Annotated in this window: 15 protein-coding genes and 1 tRNA gene; 9 read left to right on the top strand and 7 right to left on the bottom strand. The window is 66.0% G+C overall.

Annotation, left to right across the window (positions count from 1 at the left end; translation table 11 throughout):
- The first annotated feature begins 1 nt into the window (after position 1).
- The 4 genes from IAQ70_RS17625 to IAQ70_RS17610 all read left to right on the top strand — a co-directional run bounded on the left by IAQ70_RS17625 (position 2) and on the right by IAQ70_RS17610 (position 4,975).
- The gene (locus tag IAQ70_RS17625) at positions 2 to 949 is read left to right on the top strand and encodes a metallophosphoesterase (RefSeq protein WP_190990631.1); all 948 of its coding nucleotides are present in this window, start codon (positions 2 to 4) and stop codon (positions 947 to 949) included.
- Positions 950 to 1,153: 204 nt separating this feature from the next.
- Positions 1,154 to 2,968 (top strand): ABC transporter ATP-binding protein, encoded by a 1,815-nt coding sequence (locus IAQ70_RS17620; protein ID WP_190990629.1) that lies wholly within the window; start codon positions 1,154 to 1,156, stop codon positions 2,966 to 2,968.
- Positions 2,965 to 4,818 carry an ABC transporter ATP-binding protein gene (locus IAQ70_RS17615; protein WP_190990627.1) on the top strand — a complete coding sequence of 618 codons (1,854 nt, stop codon included), beginning with the start codon at positions 2,965 to 2,967 and terminating at the stop codon, positions 4,816 to 4,818. Before IAQ70_RS17620 ends, IAQ70_RS17615 begins: the two co-directional genes overlap by 4 nt.
- 80 nt (positions 4,819 to 4,898) lie before the next feature.
- Positions 4,899 to 4,975, top strand: a tRNA-Pro gene (locus IAQ70_RS17610).
- 141 nt (positions 4,976 to 5,116) lie between these two features.
- Here the strand turns inward: IAQ70_RS17610 and IAQ70_RS17605 are convergent.
- Entirely contained in the window at positions 5,117 to 5,332 is a 216-nt protein-coding gene (locus tag IAQ70_RS17605) for a hypothetical protein (RefSeq protein ID WP_190990625.1), read from the bottom strand.
- A gap of 131 nt (positions 5,333 to 5,463) precedes the next feature.
- On the opposite strand from IAQ70_RS17605, the gene IAQ70_RS17600 reads away from it, so the two are divergent.
- Positions 5,464 to 6,738, top strand: coding sequence for a helix-turn-helix domain-containing protein (locus IAQ70_RS17600; RefSeq protein WP_190990623.1), 1,275 nt, complete (start codon positions 5,464 to 5,466; stop codon positions 6,736 to 6,738).
- 12 nt (positions 6,739 to 6,750) lie between these two features.
- On the opposite strand, the gene IAQ70_RS17595 is transcribed toward IAQ70_RS17600, so the two are convergent.
- A complete protein-coding gene (locus IAQ70_RS17595; protein WP_190990621.1) occupies positions 6,751 to 7,698 on the bottom strand; it encodes a phosphoribosylaminoimidazolesuccinocarboxamide synthase in 948 nt (315 codons plus the stop codon).
- A 1-nt stretch (position 7,699) separates the two neighbouring features.
- Positions 7,700 to 9,016 carry a phosphoribosylamine--glycine ligase gene (gene purD / locus IAQ70_RS17590; protein WP_190990734.1) on the bottom strand — a complete coding sequence of 439 codons (1,317 nt, stop codon included), beginning with the start codon at positions 9,014 to 9,016 and terminating at the stop codon, positions 7,700 to 7,702.
- A 115-nt stretch (positions 9,017 to 9,131) separates the two neighbouring features.
- Between purD and IAQ70_RS17585 the strand changes: the two genes are divergently transcribed.
- The 3 genes from IAQ70_RS17585 to IAQ70_RS17575 are packed head-to-tail and all read left to right on the top strand — an operon-like array spanning position 9,132 to position 12,142.
- Complete coding sequence (locus IAQ70_RS17585) at positions 9,132 to 10,709, top strand: molybdopterin-dependent oxidoreductase (protein WP_190990619.1); 1,578 nt, start codon at positions 9,132 to 9,134, stop codon at positions 10,707 to 10,709.
- A gap of 36 nt (positions 10,710 to 10,745) precedes the next feature.
- Positions 10,746 to 11,762, top strand: a complete 1,017-nt coding sequence (locus IAQ70_RS17580) for an asparaginase (RefSeq protein WP_190990617.1) — start codon at positions 10,746 to 10,748, stop codon at positions 11,760 to 11,762.
- A gap of 2 nt (positions 11,763 to 11,764) precedes the next feature.
- Positions 11,765 to 12,142 (top strand): sterol carrier family protein, encoded by a 378-nt coding sequence (locus IAQ70_RS17575; RefSeq protein ID WP_190990615.1) that lies wholly within the window; start codon positions 11,765 to 11,767, stop codon positions 12,140 to 12,142.
- Positions 12,143 to 12,174: 32 nt separating this feature from the next.
- Here IAQ70_RS17575 and IAQ70_RS17570 read toward each other — a convergent pair whose 3' ends face one another.
- A complete protein-coding gene (locus IAQ70_RS17570) occupies positions 12,175 to 13,356 on the bottom strand; it encodes a zinc-dependent alcohol dehydrogenase (protein ID WP_190990614.1) in 1,182 nt (393 codons plus the stop codon).
- 163 nt (positions 13,357 to 13,519) lie between these two features.
- Between IAQ70_RS17570 and IAQ70_RS17565 the strand changes: the two genes are divergently transcribed.
- Positions 13,520 to 13,783 (top strand): hypothetical protein, encoded by a 264-nt coding sequence (locus IAQ70_RS17565; protein ID WP_190990612.1) that lies wholly within the window; start codon positions 13,520 to 13,522, stop codon positions 13,781 to 13,783.
- Here the strand turns inward: IAQ70_RS17565 and IAQ70_RS17560 are convergent.
- The 3 genes from IAQ70_RS17560 to IAQ70_RS17550 all read right to left on the bottom strand — a co-directional run bounded on the left by IAQ70_RS17560 (position 13,780) and on the right by IAQ70_RS17550 (position 16,738).
- Complete coding sequence (locus IAQ70_RS17560; RefSeq protein ID WP_190990610.1) at positions 13,780 to 14,517, bottom strand: HAD family hydrolase; 738 nt, start codon at positions 14,515 to 14,517, stop codon at positions 13,780 to 13,782. The genes IAQ70_RS17565 and IAQ70_RS17560 overlap by 4 nt on opposite strands.
- Positions 14,517 to 14,732: a hypothetical protein gene (locus IAQ70_RS17555; protein ID WP_407682602.1), complete on the bottom strand. Its 216-nt coding sequence runs from the start codon at positions 14,730 to 14,732 to the stop codon at positions 14,517 to 14,519. Before IAQ70_RS17555 ends, IAQ70_RS17560 begins: the two co-directional genes overlap by 1 nt.
- 194 nt (positions 14,733 to 14,926) lie before the next feature.
- Positions 14,927 to 16,738 carry a glycoside hydrolase family 15 protein gene (locus IAQ70_RS17550; RefSeq protein ID WP_190990607.1) on the bottom strand — a complete coding sequence of 604 codons (1,812 nt, stop codon included), beginning with the start codon at positions 16,736 to 16,738 and terminating at the stop codon, positions 14,927 to 14,929.
- Between the last annotated feature and the right edge of the window lie 163 nt (positions 16,739 to 16,901).

Raw genomic sequence — 16,901 nt, 5'->3', positions numbered from 1 at the left:
CATGGCTGTCAGTCCTGACTTGGCCAGCCGCGTCCGGAACATCGGGCGCGGCTTCGCCGTAACTGCGGCCGCCGGAACCACAGCTGGTCTGGCCGCCTTCGGCTACGGGATGTGGGAGAAGAACCAGTTTGTCCTGCGCGAGGAAACACTGCCCATCCTGCCGCCGGGCCAGGCGCCCTTCCGGGTCCTGCACCTGAGCGATATCCACTTCGTCCCCGGCCAGGACACCAAGGCCCAGTGGCTGGAGTCGCTGGCCTCGCTGAAGCCTGATCTGGTGGTCAACACCGGCGACAACCTGAGCCACGTCAAAGCGGTGGATCCCCTCCTCAAGGCACTGCGCCCGCTCCTGGAATTTCCCGGCGTGTTTGTGCCCGGGTCCAACGACTACTACGCCCCCACGCTCAAGAACCCCGCGTCCTACTTGCTGGGGCCTTCGAAGAGCCAGCCGGAGCCAGTCGAACTGGACTGGCCACGGCTTCGCTCCGGGTTTGGCATGGCCGGCTGGGTGGACCTCACCAACCGGCACCAGTCGGTGGTGCTGAAAGGGATCCGCTTCGACTTCTCCGGCGTGGACGATCCGCACCTGAACCGGGAGCGCTACGCCGGCTGGCCCCGCGGCACCCGTCACCAGGACCAGGACCCGCACCTCCGCGTGGCGGTCATCCATGCCCCCTACCAGCGCGTGCTGGACCACTTCACCGAGGACGGCGCGGACCTTCTACTCGCGGGCCACACCCACGGCGGCCAGCTCTGCATCCCCGGTTACGGCGCGCTCGTGGCCAACTGCGACATCCCCACGTGGCGGGCCAAGGGTCTCAACAACTGGGAAAGTGATGGACGCACGACGCCGGTAAACGTCTCGGGCGGCATCGGCACCTCCCGTTTCGCCCCCATCCGCATCGCCTGCAAGCCAGAGGCCGTGCTGCTGACGCTGACTTCCCCCGCATAGAGACCCGTTGCTCCCTCACTTTTGGTCGCCAACAGAGCCACAAAAGCCTGCGTTAAGTGATAGAGCGTCACCACAAAACCCGCATTAAGTGATAGAGCGTCGCAACGAAGTGATAGGGCTGTGACGGAGGTTCGGCGCTCACGCCATGACATAGGGTAGTTGCTAAGGGAAACTACATTTTGTTGTATAGCTTGAGAAGCGGGCATGGCCAAGCAGACCTCATTTTTCAGATCCATCAGCCGTCTTTATCCCCACGTCAGGCCGATCCTCCTCCGGCTGGTACTGGGACTTCTCAGCGCCCTGCTGGCCAGCCTCGTTGCGCTGACCATCCCCCAGGTGCTGCGCGTCCTGATCAATGAGTCGCTGCAACCCGGCGGCGCCCACGACGCTGTCTGGACTGCCGCCGTCGTGATCCTGCTCCTGGGCGTCGCCGAGGCCGTCCTCGTGGCCCTTCGCCGGCAGTTCGTGATCAACCCGGCAACCACCGTGGAAACCCGGATGCGCGTTTCCCTCTACGGGCACCTGCAGGACCTGACCGTCTCCTTCCATGACAGGTGGGGCTCCGGCCAACTGCTCTCCCGCGCCATGACGGACCTGAACTTCCTGCGGCGCTGGATGGCCTTCGGTGCCATCATGCTGGTGGTCACCACCCTCACCGTGGTGATCGGCATCGTGGTGATGTTCTCCATGAGCTGGCAGCTGGCGCTGATCTTTATGGCCGCCGCGGTGCCCATCATGGCCTACAGCTTCCGTTTCCGGACCCGGTTCAGCAAAGTGGCGCGCCGCAGCCAGGACCAGGCCGGCGACCTCGCCACCACTGTGGAGGAGTCCGTCCACGGCATCCGCGTACTGAAGGCATTCGGCCGCAGCCGCGAGGCCCTGGAGAACTTCAACGAACAGGCCGAGGAGCTGCGCCAGACCGAAATTGCCAAGGCCAAACACCAGGCAACCTTCACCTTGGTGGTCACCCTGCTCCCGGAACTCGCCCTGGGCGCCGGGTTGGTGGTGGGTGTGATGCTTTGCGCGAGCGGCCAGCTGAGCATCGGCGCCCTGGTGGCCTTCTTCGCCACTGCCGCGGTGGTGGCCACGCCGGTGGAGTTCTCCGGGATGCTGCTGGCCATGGCACTGACCGCCAAGGCCGCCCTTGACCGCCACTTTGAAGTGATGGATTCAGTGAACACCATCACCAGTCCCCCGGCCCCGCGCAAGCCCGCGGAGCTCAAGGGCACACTCAGCTTCAACAACGCCACCTTCGCATTCGAGGACGCGCCGGACAAGCCCATCCTCTCTGACATCAACCTGGCGGTACGGCCGGGCGAAACCATGGCGTTGGTGGGCATCACCGGCAGCGGCAAGAGCGCACTGATCCAGCTGGTCCCGCGCCTGTACGACGTCACGGCCGGTTCCATCACCATCGACGGCGTGGACGTGCGCGAGTTCGACGTCGGGGAGCTCCGGCGCGTGGTGGCTGTCGCGTTCGAGGACACCACGCTTTTCTCCAGCTCTGTCCGGGACAACGTCCTCCTCGGGGCAACGGACCGGTCCGAAGAAGCCTTGGACGAGGCGCTGGACGTAGCGCAGGCGCATTTCGCGTACTCGCTGCCGGCAGGTGTGGACACGCTCATCGGCGAGGAGGGCCTGAGCCTGTCCGGCGGGCAGCGCCAGCGGATCGCCCTCGCCCGGGCCATCGCGGCGCGCCCACGCGTGCTGGTGCTGGATGACCCCCTCTCCGCCCTCGACGTGCATACCGAGGAGCTGGTGGAAAACCGGCTCCGCGCGGTCCTGAAGGACACCACCACGCTGATCGTCGCGCACCGCCCGTCCACGGTCGCGCTGGCAGACCGGGTGGCGCTGCTCGAGGGAGGCCGGATCGCCGCCGTCGGAACCCACACGGACCTGCTGGCGCACAATCCCCATTACCGCTACGTCATCGCCAGCCTCGACCAGGAACCGCGGGACCTGGATTCGGAGCTGTCGGAGCTTGAGGAAGCGGCAGATGCAGAGGAAATCACCCGATGAGCAACGCAACCTTCGGCACCGCCAACGAGGACAACGCGCACCTCAGCAAGGCGGACAGCAAAACCGTACGACGGCGGTCGCTCGCCCTGCTTGCCAGGCTGATCCGTCCGGTGCGGCTCAGGTTCTGGCTGACCATCGCCACGGTGGTCCTCTCCCAGGCCGCCCGCGTGGCAGGGCCGGCGCTGATCGCGTTCGGCATCGACCACGCCCTCCCTGCCCTGCAGGCAGGTGACAACCTCCCGCTGGTGCTCACCGGCGTCGCGTACCTGCTCGCGGCGGTCGCGACGGCGGGACTCACCTCCCTGTACGTCACCTCCACGGCGCGGCTCAGCCAGGCCATGCTGCTGGACCTGCGCGTCCGGGTCTTCCGGCACACCCAGCGGCTGAGCCTGGAATTCCACGAGAAATACACGTCGGGCAGGATCATTGCCCGGCAGACCTCGGACCTGGAGGCCCTGCGCGAACTCTTGGATTCCGGTGTCAGCTCGCTCGCCTCGGGCCTGCTGTTTATGGTGTTCACCGCCATCACGCTGTTCGCCCTGGACTGGCGCAGTGGGCTGATTGTCCTGGCTGCCGGTGTGCCTATGTTCTTCCTGGCGCGCTGGTACCAAAAGCACTCCCAGATCGCGTTCCGTGAATCGCGTGTGGTGTCCGCCCGGCTCATTGTGCACTTTGTGGAAACCATGACCGGGATCCGGGCCGTGAAGGCGTTCCGCAAGGAACAGGAGAACGCTGAGCAGTACAGCCGGCTGTCCGAGGACTACCGGCGCGTTACGGTGCGTTCCATCAACCTCAACGGCATTTTCCAGCCCGGCCTGGTGCTGATCGGCAACGTCTGCGTGGCCGTGGTGCTGCTGTTCGGCGGCTTCCGGGTGCTGGGCGGGGATCTGGCGGTCGGCGTGCTGCTGGCGTTGATCCTGTCCACCAAGCGCTTCTTCCAGCCCGTGGACCAGATGGCGATGTTCTACAACTCGTTCCAAAGCGCGCAGGCAGCCTTGGAGAAGGTGTCCGGGCTGCTGGAGGAAATCCCGACGGTCCGCCCGCCCAAAAATGCCGTGGAGCTTCGCGATGCCAGGGGAACGGTGGACTTCAAGGGCGTGGAGTTCCGCTACGGTGACGGCCCGGTGGTCATCCCCACGATGGACCTGCACATCCCCGCCGGGCAGACCGTGGCCCTGGTTGGCCAGACCGGTGCCGGGAAATCCACCTTGGCGAAGCTGATCGCCCGCTTCTACGACGTCTCCTCCGGCTCCGTGACCCTGGACGCCGTGGACCTCCGCAGCCTCAGCACCACAGACCTCCGGCGGAACATCGTCATGGTCACGCAGGAGGCCTTCCTGTTCAGCGGCTCCGTGGCAGAGAACATTGCCCTGGGCCGGCCCGAGGCATCCCGGGAAGAGATTGAGGATGCCGCCCGCGCCGTGGGTGCCCACGAATTCATCACCCAACTCCCCGAGGGCTACGACACCGACGTCAACAAACGTGGCGGCCGTGTCTCGTCCGGGCAGCGGCAGCTGATCAGTTTCGCGCGGGCCTTCCTGGCCCGGCCCGCGGTGCTGATCCTGGACGAGGCCACGTCGTCGCTGGATATCCCCTCCGAGCGGCTGGTCCAGCACGGCCTGGCCCGGCTCCTGCGTGGAACGTCCGACGCCGGCACTCCGGCGGGTGCCCCGGGTACCGGCCGGACGGCGCTGATCATCGCGCACCGGCTCTCCACCGTGGAGACCGCGGACCGGGTCCTGGTGGTCCATGACGGCCGCATTGTGGAAGACGGTACGCCGGCGGATCTCATCGGCGGCGGGGGCCGCTTCGCCGACCTCCACGGCGCTTGGAAAGATTCCCTGGTCTGAGGTCCGGCGCTCCCGGCGGAGGCCGATTTCGCATCCGGGCAGGCATCCGTTATTCTTGTAAAGTTGCTTTCGCAGCGGATCGGGATGTGGCGCAGCTTGGTAGCGCGCGTCGTTCGGGACGACGAGGTCGCAGGTTCAAATCCTGTCATCCCGACCAAATGAAAGAGGGTCTCCCCCGGGAGACCCTCTTTTTGCATCTCAAGACTTATTGGCCGGAAGGCAAATAACCTGAGGGCAAAGAAATAGCCCCGATGCATGGAGACCATGCTTCGGGGCTACCGCCTCCTGAGAGGATTTCTTACACCGGGTAGGGCCAGTTGCCGCTCATCGGGGTGATTGTGCCGCTGGTTGTGTCCTTGGTAGCTTTTCCGGACGGGGCGGGCTGCCCTTTACCGCCGGCCACAGCTACACTCGTGCTGTCGGAAACGGAACCTGCGGACAGGACGGCTGGTGCCGCTGCGGAGAATGCCAGGGCGCCGGCTAGTACGGCAGCTGCCGCTATCTTCTTGAACATTTGAGTTCCTCAATGCGAGTCGGATTCGTTACAAAGTCAGCACGTCCTTGTTGACACTTATTGTAAAATGGATGCCACAGGGTCTGTCAAGCTTTGCGTATAAAGACAGCCCGGAATGAAGGAGGAATCCCATGGGCAATGGATTCGGGGAGAAGCTCCGGGCGGAGCGGCTCGAACGTGGACTCACCCAGGCTGAACTCGGCAAGGACTTGTACTCCCCCAGCTACATTTCACTCCTGGAGACGGGTCGCCGGGAGCCCACAGCCGAGGTCGTCGAAGAACTTGCCCGTCGGCTCGACCTGGCACCCAAGGCACTTGAGGCCTGGAGCCAGCCCGTTTCCGTCAGCGACGGAGAGTATGTCCTCGCGGGTCTTTACGCGCGGCAGGCCTGGGACCTCCGGGACTACGCACTGGCAGCCACCCACGCGGCTGCGGCTGCACAGTTTGCGCTTGAGGGCAAGAACACCAGCGGGTGGTGGAACATGACCTATATGCAGGCGGAGTGCCTGATGCGGGAAGACAATCTGGAGGAGTGCCAGCGAATCACGGAGCGCCTCATAGAGCACCCGATGGCCATGGAGTCCGTGGGACTTGAGGTGCGGGCCCGCCAGATGCTTGCTGCCGTGCTGCAATGGCGTGGGCAGTTACCGGCGGCCGTAGACCAGGCAATGGAAGCCGCGAAGCTGTCCCAGCAGCTGCCTCAGAGTTCCACAGTCGTGATTGGCACCTTACGCGTCCTCATCGGAGCCCTGGCGGAGAGCGGTCGGCTGGACGAAGCCTGGACGTACTGCAAAGATCTTGTCAAACAGGTGGACGAAGCTACGATGGCGCAGCTCGCCGGCGAGGTGGCCTGGGTGGTGGGTAACGTCGCCTTCATGAGGCATGACTACGTCGAGGGAGTCAAAGAACATGAGCGCGCGGCCAGGCTGCTTTCTCCTGCGAACGACATAGCAATGTGGGCCCGGTTCAATAAAGCATCGGCCGCAGTACGCCTGCAGTCCGGCATCGTGGAGCCGGAGACGCTCGCCTCAGTTGAACGCGCGGAGCTGGCCTTTTCCATCGTAGACGGGACGAAGAGCGACGAGCTTGAAGTTTCCTTCGTCAGAGCCCAGTGGCTCTACCTGAACGGCGACATTGTGGCCGCCATAGAGAAACTTCGCAAAATCCATGCGGAACGTGAAGCCCTGGCCAAGCACACTGCCGGCGAAGTTGCCCTCCTGCTGGGCAAGTCCCTCAAGGCCGCCGGGGAGTCGGAGGAAGCTCTGGTGTACCTCAAGGAGGCGCAGAAGGACTTCAGTTCAGCCGGCGCCCAGGAGCGGGTCCAACAGGCGCTGGACGCCATGCTCGAGATCAGGCTGTCCCAGGAGCGGGCAGCAGCCGCCGCTGAGAAGGCCAAGGCCAGCTAACGCTGGAGGCCGCTAGGCGAACGTCCGGCCGGTCAGCTTCTCGTAGGCCTCAACGTAACGGCTGCGCGTGCGGGCCACCACGTCCTCGGGCAGGGCCGGAGGTGGCACATCCGAGGAACGGTCCCAGCCTGACTCGGCCGAGGTCAGCCAGTCGCGCACGTACTGTTTGTCGTAGGACGGCTGTGCCTGCCCGGGTTGGTACGTGGCGGCGTCCCAGAAGCGGGACGAATCCGGCGTGAGGACCTCATCGCCGAGGACAATGGCACCGGAGACGGCGTCGTAGCCAAACTCCACCTTCGTGTCGGCGAGGATGATGCCCCGTTCGCGGGCAATCTTTTCCGCGGTGGAGTAAATCTTCAGGGTCAGTTCGCTCAGCCGTCCCGCGATGTCGTCGCCCACCATGCCCACCACGGCGTCGTAGGTGATGTTCTCATCGTGGTGGCCCACCTCGGCCTTGGCGGACGGCGTGAAGATGGGCCGTTCCAGCCGTGAACCGTCCACCAGGCCCTCCGGCAGGGGGATGTCGCAAACGGTGCCGGATGCCTTGTATTCCAGCAGGCCGGTGCCGGTGAGGTAGCCGCGGGCGATGCACTCCACGGGGAACATGTCCAGGTTCTTGCAGATCATTGCCCGGCCTTCCACGGCCGCGGGAACTCCGCCTTCCACCGTGGCCGCCAGCACGTGGTGCTCAACGTCCAACTGGTCAAACCACCACAGGCTCAGCTGGGTCAGGATGCGGCCCTTGTCCGGGATCTCGCTCGCCAGGACATGGTCATAGGCGCTGATGCGGTCGCTGGCCACCACCAGGACACAGTCCTGGCCGACCCGCTCGCGGACCGCATCATCCGCCGGTTCGTACAGGTCGCGGACCTTGCCTGAATAGATGTGCTTCCAGCCGGGCAGGTCAAGGGTCGCCGTGCTCAGGCCACGCTGCGGTTCCTGTGCGGGAGTGTCAGTCATGTTATGCCTTCGCCTTCGTGACAGGCAGCGATCCGGTTGCGCTGGACGCAACCTTGATCTCGCCGCGGGCAGCTTTGCGTCCAATATCCGTCCGGAACTGGGAGCCTTCCAAGTGAACCAGCTCCACGCCGTCGTATGCCCGTTCACGGGCCTCCACGAGGTCGGTGCCGAGGGCCACCACGGCGAGCACCCGGCCGCCGGCGGAAACAACCTTGCCGTCGTCGTCAAGCGCGGTGCCCGCATGAATCACGTGCACGCCCTCGAGCTCATCCACTTTTTTGAGGCCACGGATACGGTCCCCGGTGCGGGGAGTGTCGGGATAGTTTTCGGACGCGACGACGACGGCGACCGCGGTCTCCCTGGACCAGCGCAGCTCATCTGCCTTGTCCAGTTCGCCCTTGGCAGCTGCCAGCAGCAGCGCACCGAGCGGTGTCTTCAGCCGGGCCAGCACCGCCTGGGTCTCGGGGTCGCCGAAGCGGACGTTGAACTCGATGACGCGGGTGCCGCGCGAAGTCAGTGCAAGGCCAACGAACAGCACGCCCACGAACGGGGTGCCCCGGTGGGCCATTTCGTTGACGGTGGGCTGGGCCACGCGCTCAATGACTTCGTCGACCAGCCCGGCGGGCGCCCATTCCAGCGGAGTGTACGCGCCCATGCCGCCGGTGTTGGGGCCTTCGTCGTTGTCAAAGATGCGCTTGAAGTCCTGCGCCGGAGACAGGGCGACGGTGTTGCGGCCGTCGCACAGGACAAAAACGGAAACTTCCGGACCGTCCAGGAACTCCTCGATCACCACGGTGCCGCCGGCGTCGAAGCACGTCTGCGCGTGGGCCAGGGCCTCGTCGCGGTTTTTGGTGACCACCACGCCCTTGCCTGCTGCCAGGCCGTCGTCCTTCACCACGTAGGGTGCGCCGAAGGTGTCCAGTGCTGAGGCTGCTTCCCCGGCGTTGGTGGCCACCATGGCCATGGCCGTAGGAACGTCCGCAGCAGCCATGACTTCCTTGGCGAACGCTTTGGAGGCCTCCAGCTGGGCCGCGGCCTTGCTGGGCCCGAAGACGGGAATGCCGGCGTCGCGGACCGCGTCGGACACGCCGGCGGCCAGCGGAGCTTCGGGGCCCACCACCACCAGGTCCACGCCCAGCTTGGTGGCCAGGGCCGCCACCGCGTCGGGGTTGTTCCCGTCCACTTTATGGGTTGGTACCAGTTTGCTGATGCCGGCGTTGCCGGGCGCTGCGTGGACCTCGGAGACGTTGGGGTCGGCGAGCAGGGAGCGGACAATGGCGTGTTCGCGGCCTCCAGGGCCAATGACGAGTACCTTCACAGTCTCCAAGGGTACTTTGTGCACCCTGCCCTTTCCTAAGGGCAATGTTCATACGTTGTGTCCCGGCCCAACCATCCCCAACCATCCGAAAGGCCTGCCGCAACGAACCCACACCATGAAGAAGCTGATGAACTGGCTCAAGCAGCCCGCTGCCCTCGCTGCCGTGGCAGGCGTTGCCGCGGCCGCCGTCGTGCTTTCCGTTGCGGAGCTGATCGGCGCGTTCTTTACGGCGCGGGCCACCCCGATCATTGCCCTCGGGTCCACGTTCATCGACTTCACCCCGCCGTGGATGAAGGATTTTGCGATCGCGACGTTCGGCACCAACGACAAGGCCGCCCTGTTTGTTGGCATGGGGCTGACGATCCTCGTGCTGGCCTGCATCCTGGGCGTGGTGGCTTACCGCAAGTGGGCCTTGGGCGTGGCCGGTGTGCTGCTGATGGGAGCCGTCATTGTGGCCAGCGTGGTGACGCGGGCCGGCGTCCGGCCCCTGGATGCGATCCCCACGGTGTTGGGCACGGTGGCCGGGCTCGCGGCGCTGCGGCTCCTGGTGGCCCCGCTCTGGCGGCTGAAGGCCTGGCCGGAGGCACCTGCGGACACGGGCGCCGAGGAACCTGGCCGGCCCGCGTCCAGCCGCCGCCGTTTCTTCGCCGCGGCCGGGATCACCGTGGCGGGCGCCGGAATCGCTGCCACGGGCGGACGCCTGCTCAGTGCCGCCCGCAGCAACATCGCCAAAGCCCGGGACGCCCTGCAGTTGCCCGCGCCGGTGAAGGCGGCCACGGCCGTGCCCGCGGGCGTGCAGTCCCCGGTGGCCGGCGTGACGCCGTGGTCGACGCCCAATGCCGACTTCTACCGCATTGACACCGCCCTGAGCGTGCCGGAAATCAATGCGGAGGACTGGGAGCTCCGGGTCCACGGCCTGGTGGAGCAGGAAGTCCGGTTGAGGTTCCAGGACCTGCTCGACGCCGACCTCATCGAATCGCACGTAACCCTCACCTGCGTGTCCAACCCCGTCGGCGGAAACCTGGCCGGGAACGCGCGCTGGCTCGGGCTGCCCATCCGCGAGGTCCTCAAGCGGGCCCGGCCCCAGGCAGGTGCGGACATGGTGCTCTCGACGTCGATTGATGGCTTCAGTGCCTCGACACCGTTGGAAGTCCTTCAGGATGACCGCGACGCCATGCTGGCGATCGGGATGAACGGCGAGCCGCTGCCGCTGGAACACGGTTATCCGGTGCGCATGGTGGTGCCCGGGTTGTACGGGTTCGTCTCCGCCACCAAGTGGGTGGTTGACCTGGAGGTGACGCGCTTCGCGGACAACAAGGCCTACTGGACTCAGCGGGGTTGGTCGGAACGCGGCCCCATCAAGACCATGGCCCGGGTGGAGGTGCCCAAATCCTTCGCCAAGGTGCCGGCCGGCCGCGTGGCCATCGGCGGCACGGCCTGGGCACAGACCCGCGGCATCACCAAGGTGGAAGTCCAGATAGACAACAACCCGTGGGCCGAGGCTGTCCTGTCCGCCGAAGCGTCCCTCATCACCTGGCGCCAGTGGTCCTTCGACTGGGACGCCACGCCCGGGCCGCATTACATCAAGGTCCGGGCCACCGATGGGACCGGCGAGGTGCAGACGGACCGGCGGGCCGATCCCGTACCCGACGGCGCCTCCGGCTGGCAGTCGGTCATGGTCACCGTGGAGTAGCCCGGAAATCGGCCGGCCCGCCCCTAGACTGGCAATATGCCGCACAACCCGCACGCCACTTTCACCGTGGACTCCGCCGTCGAACTTGCCGTCGTTGAACGCAGTGGCTTCGTGGAGTCCCGGCACATCGGCTCCGCAGTGGTGCTGTCCGCCGACGGTTCGGTTGTCACCGAACTCGGCGACATCAGGACCCCCCTCTACGCGAGGTCCTCGCTCAAACCGTTCCAGGCGCTGGCGTCCATGCAGTCCGGCGTCCCGTTGCGCGGCGCGCAGGCGGCCGTCGCCTGCGGCAGCCACGTGGGTTCCCTTGACCACATGGATGTGGTGGAAGGAATGCTGAAGGCCGCCGGCGTGAAAGAAGACCAGCTGCAGTGCCCCACCGCGTGGCCGCAGGACGAGACGGCCCGCAACTGGCTGCTGCGCTCTGACAAAGGCCGATCCAAGCTGGCCTTCAACTGCTCCGGGAAGCACGCCGCGTTCCTGTGGGCCTGCACCGAAAACGGCTGGGACACCCACAGCTATCTTGAGCCGAACCATCCGCTCCAGCAGCGCGTCCGCAGCGTGATTGAGGAATACAGCGGCGAGCAGATCGCCCACCTGGGCATCGACGGCTGCGGGGCCCCGGTGGCAGCCATTTCGCTGACCGGGCTGGCCCGCGCCTATTCGCTGCTGGCCAAGGCGCCGGGTGACAAAAACTCCAACGCCCGCGCCGCCACCATCGCCACGTCCATGCTCGACTACCCGTGGGCTGTGCAGGGCCGGGGCGAGGCCAACACGGTTGTGATGGACGAACTGGGCATCATCGCCAAGATCGGCGCCGAGGGAGTCCTGGCCATGGCCACGCCCCAGGGCGTCTCCGTGGCCATCAAGATGCTGGACGGGAACCTGCGGGCCACCTCACTGGTGGGCCTGACCCTGCTCGCCGCAGCCGGCGCCGTGGATATCCCGGGCGTCTCCAGCGTCCTGGAAAGAGTCGTTTCCCCCGTGATGGGCGGCAGCCACCCGGTCGGCAAGATCCGCCTGGGTCCGGCCGTGTCCGCCCTCCTGGACTAGCCGTGGCCGTCGCGCGCCGCCGGATCGGCATCGAAGAAGGCACGGCGGCACTGGCCGCGTGGCGGGAAGCCGCCACAACGCCGTCGGACGTCCCGCTCCCCCGCAACGTCACCGCCACGGCGGTGCGCTACACGCTGGAGGAAGTGACCGCGCGGGCGCCGGGCAACTCGGTGGAGGTGCGGGTGCCGCCCTTCGGCGTCACCCAGTGCGTCGAGGGGCCGCGGCACACCCGCGGCACCCCGCCGAACGTGATCGAGTGCGACGCCGCCACCTGGCTGTCGTTGGTGACCGGCGAGTTGACGTGGGCGGACGCGGTGGCCGGGCACCGGGTGGCAGCGTCCGGGCTGCGCGCGGACCTCTCCGCCCTCCTGCCGCTGTAGCCCCGTTTCCGGGCAGCGGCCAGGGCCCGGAGCTACTGCCCGGGGTTGAGGACCACCTTGATGCAGCCGTCCTCTTTCTTCTGGAACTTCTCGTAGAGGGCGGGCGCGCCGTCCAGGCCCGAGCGGTGGGTGACCAGGTCCATCACGCCCAGCGGATCGGCGTCGTCCTCCACGAGCGGAAGCAGGTCATCCGTCCAGCGGCGCACGTTGCACTGCCCCATCCGCACCTGGATCTGCTTGTCGAACATGGTCAGCAACGGCATGGGACTGGCCTCGCCGCCGTACACACCGCTGAGCGAGATTGTCCCGCCGCGCCGCACGGCGTCGATGGAGGTGTGCAGCGCAGCCAGCCGGTCCACGCCGGCCGTCTCCATGGCCTTTTGCGCCAGCTTGTCGGGCAGGAGGCCCAGCGCATGGTGCGCGAAGCCAGCCACAGGGGAACCGTGGGCTTCCATTCCGACGGCGTCCAGCACCGCATCCGGCCCCCGTCCGTCTGTCATTTCCCGCAGTTCCTCCGCCACATCCTTGCTGTAATCGAGCGTCTCCACCCCGTGCCGCCCGGCCATGGCGCGGCGCTCGGCGACGGGATCCACACCGATGACCCGAAGCCCGCGGTGGACGCCGATCCGGCTGGCAAACTGGCCCACCGGCCCCAGCCCGAACACCGCGAGCGTGCCGCCGGGGGCGACGTCGGCGTACTCCACCCCCTGCCAGGCCGTGGGAAGAATGTCGGAGAGGAAAAGGTACCGCTCATCCGGCAGGTCCACGCCCACTTTCACCGGCCCGTAGTCTGCGTGCGGTACGCGAAGGAACTCCGCCTGCCCGCCGGGGACGGATCCGTATAACTCCGAAAATCCAAAGAGGGCGGCGCCGGATCCTTTCTCCTTTACCTGGGTGGTCTCGCACTGGGACTGCAGGCCCTGCGAACACATGTAGCAGTGGCCGCAGGAGATATTGAAGGGAACCACCACGCGGTCGCCTTTTTTCAGGTTGGTGACGGCGCTGCCCACTTCCTCCACGATGCCCATGGGTTCGTGCCCGATCACATCGCCCTTGTGCATGTAGGGGCCCAGTACTTCGTAGAGGTGCAGGTCCGAGCCGCAGATGGCCGTGGACGTGATCCGTACAATCGCATCCGTGGGTTCCTGGATCACAGGGTCGGGGACGTTTTCTACCCTGACCGAGCGTTTGCCTTGCCACGTGAGTGCCTTCATGGCCTGCCTTTCTGTAGGATCCGGCGGGTGTCTGTCCTTCGACGCTAACGCGTCGGGCAGGAAAAAGTAAGCACACTGACTAACTTCCTTGTGAAGGCCACTGAAGGCCCCTAGCGTAGGGAGGGACAGATTGTGGTCCCACCAGCAGCAAGGAGACGCCGCCATGGCGCTGTACCAGCCGGAGCCCGTTGAGATTTCCACCCGAATGCGTCCGGGGGATTGGACCGACGCCACCCTGACAGCACTGGTGGCCAGCTACCGGGCCCGGATCCTGGCCATGGGTGCGTCAGCCTCGGAGGTGGTGGAGGAGATTGAAAAGAACGACGACGGCTCGGTCGAGGTCAACGTCTCGTGGATTAAGCCAGATCTCGCCGAGGATGCAGGCTTCACGGAGAACGCGGACAACCGTGAAGGCCGGCAGCCCTAGGCAGTGGTTTTGGCTTCAGGGTTTGGCTGCTCCAGCGCGAGCAGCCTGCCGATGGCACTCGCCTGCAGGTTATTCAGCAGGTCCCGCGGGCCGGCGTAGACTTCGGCGGCGCCGGCGTCGAACAGCTCAGCCGCGCTGCGGCCGCCGCAGGTGAGTCCGATGGCCGGAATGCCCAGTGCGGCGGCGGCTTTCATGTCCCACACCGCATCGCCCACGTATACGGCGTCGGCCGCCGGGACATGGACGGCTTCCAAGGCCGCCACCAGGATGTCCGGGGCAGGCTTGCTTTCCTTGGCGTCGTTGGAACTGGTGGCCGCATGGATAAAGGCATCTGCGCCTAGTGCCTTGCGGCTGGCTGCCAGGTCTTCCCTTCGCGCGGACGATGCCAGGGCAACGGCGAGGCCGCCGGCGTGGCACTGGGCAAGCAGGTCCTTGGCGCCGTCGAACGCCCGCAGCGACGGCCAGCTCGTGGCGAAAACCGCAGCATGGCTGGCCATGATTTCCGCATCAGCCTCCTTGTCCCGATCCGCTGGAAGGAGGCTGTCCACGAGCCGGTCGCCACCCATGCCGACGCACCAGTGGATCGCTGACATGGGGACATCATGCTGGTGCTGCCGGAACGCCTGCCACCACGCCAGGGTGTGCACGTAGGCGGAGTCCAGCAGCGTTCCGTCAACATCAAACAGGACGGCGCCGCGCCACCAGGAGGCGGGGCCATTAGTCTGCGGCGCCATCACCCGACCGTAGTACGCGGGGTCTTTGAAACCTTCCTGCCCCTGGAGACCGGACCGTCCTTCAAAGAGGACAGCGGTCGGGCCTTGTCCCGGATCACTAGCCCGGCACCTTTGCTGGTGCAGTCCCTGATCAGGCCCGTGCCCGCAATCTCACGGGCCATCTCGATGCCCGCCACCGCGGCGCGTTTCGTGGGAAAGGTCACCGAGATCGCCATCAGGCTCCCTGAGCCGTCCAGCATCCTCACCCTGTAGCCGCCGTCAGACGCGTCAACCAACTCAAAATGTCCGGCCATTTCTACCACCCCTCATTCAGTCGCGGCAGTGTGCTTTGAGGAAACTCTCCGCGAGTGTTAGTAAGTATACTTACCTACTCCGTGGAGTTGAAAGCCTGCGCCGCCCAACAGGGGCGCTACTGCCCTACCCTTTCGGTCTCCGGCGGAATGGGGGTATCGCTCCGGCGAACCGTATCCTGATGCAGTTCCAGAGCGCTTGTCACAAGCGCGAAGTGACTGAAGGCCTGGGGCGTATTGCCCAGTTGGCGCTTGGCCGTCACTGCCCACTCCTCGCTGAGCAGGCCCACGTCATTGCGCAGTTCCAGCAGCCGCTCGAAGAGTTCAGTGGCTTCGGCGGCCCGCCCTGCCCCCAAAAGCGCCTGCACCAGCCAGAAGGAGCAGGCAAGGAACACGCCCTCGTCCCCCGGCAGTCCGTCGTCGCTGTCCGCTGGACGGTACCGCAGCACGAAGCCGTCCTCCGTGAGCTCGCTCTGGATCGCGTCGATGGTTCCCACCACCCGGGGATCATCGGGCGGCAGGAAGCCGACCCGGGGGATCAGCAGCAGGCTGGCATCGAGTTCCGGCCGGCCGTAGGACTGCACGAAGGTGTTGCGCACAGGGTCGAAGCCGTTGGCCATGACTTCCTGGTGGATGGTGTCCCGGAGAGCCTCCCAGCGTTCCACGGGTCCCGGCAGGCCGAAGTCGCGGACGCCCTTGACCATCCGGTCAGCAGCCACCCATGCCATCACCTTGGAGTGGGTGAAGTGGCGGCGCGGCCCGCGCATCTCCCAGAGCCCGTTGTCCGGCTGGTCCCAGATGGTTTCCAGGTGCTGCATCAGGGCAATCTGCACATCCCAGGATTCATCGGTGTGTTTCAGCAGTGAATTCCGCGTCAGGGAGAGGCAATCGAGCACCTCACCCCAAACGTCCAGCTGGAGCTGTGCAGCAGCGCCATTGCCAGTACGCACCGGCTTCGAATTCTCGTACCCCGCCAGCCAGGGCAGTTCCATTTCCGGCAGCCGCCGCTCGCCATGGATGCCGTACATGATCTGCAGGTCCGCCGGGTCGCCCGCCACGGCGCGGAGCAGCCAGTCGCGCCATGCGGCAGCCTCCGCGGTGTAACCGGCAGCCAGCAGCGCCTGCAGCGTCAGCGTGGCGTCCCGCAGCCAGCAGTACCGGTAGTCCCAGTTGCGGGGACCGCCGATTTGTTCCGGCAAGGACGTGGTGACGGCGGCCACGATGCCGCCGGTGGGGGCATACGTCAGGGCTTTCAGGATCACCAGGGAACGGACCACCGCATCCTGGTACTTGCCTTTGTAGGTGCACTGGGCAGCCCAGCCGCGCCAGTAAGCCAGCGTTGTGCCCAGCACACGCTCGGCGTCGACCGTATGCGGGCGGGGAACATGGCTCGGCGCCCATGTCAGGACGAAGGGGACCCGCTCCCCCGCCTGGACCGTGAAGTCACTGACCGAATGCATGTTCTCGCCGTGGACGGGCGCCGTGGTGACGAAGTAAGCGGCGTCCGGGCCGGCGATAGCGTGCAGGCCATGTTTGTCCTTCCGCACCCAGGGCATGATGTGTCCGTAGTCGAACCTCATGGCCAGTTCGCCATGCATCCTGACGCTGCCAGTCACGCCCTCCACAATCCGGACAATGTCAGCCACCTCATCACGTGGCGGCATGAAGTCAATGACCTTGACAGTGCCGTCAGGGGTTTCCCATTCGGTCTCAAGCACCAGGGTGCCGTCCACGTAGCTGCGCCTGGTGCACGTGCCGCCGCTTTCGGGCGCCAGGAGCCAGCGTCCGGCGTCGGGCGTATCGACAAGGGCGCTGAAACAGGCAGGGGAATCAAAGCGGGGCAGGCAGAGCCAATCGATGGAGCCCGCCGTGCTGACCAGCGCGCCGGTGTGAAGGTCGCCAACAACTGCATAATCCTCGATGCGCGCCATGACCTTACATTGCCACAACGACACCCCTTATAGGGAAAAGAGGAAACCAGCCGGGAACACAGCCGTCGGCCCGCCGGCCGGACACAGCCGGTAGCCTGAGTCCAAGGCCCGTCCCAGAAACACCGGAGGCACCATGATGCACCCCTCACCTATGGGAATCAGC

This window comes from Pseudarthrobacter sulfonivorans (genome assembly GCF_014712225.1).
GTDB lineage: Bacteria > Actinomycetota > Actinomycetes > Actinomycetales > Micrococcaceae > Arthrobacter > Arthrobacter sulfonivorans.
Note: the sequence above shows the minus strand (reverse complement) of the source record. Positions and strands in the feature narration are given on the sequence as shown.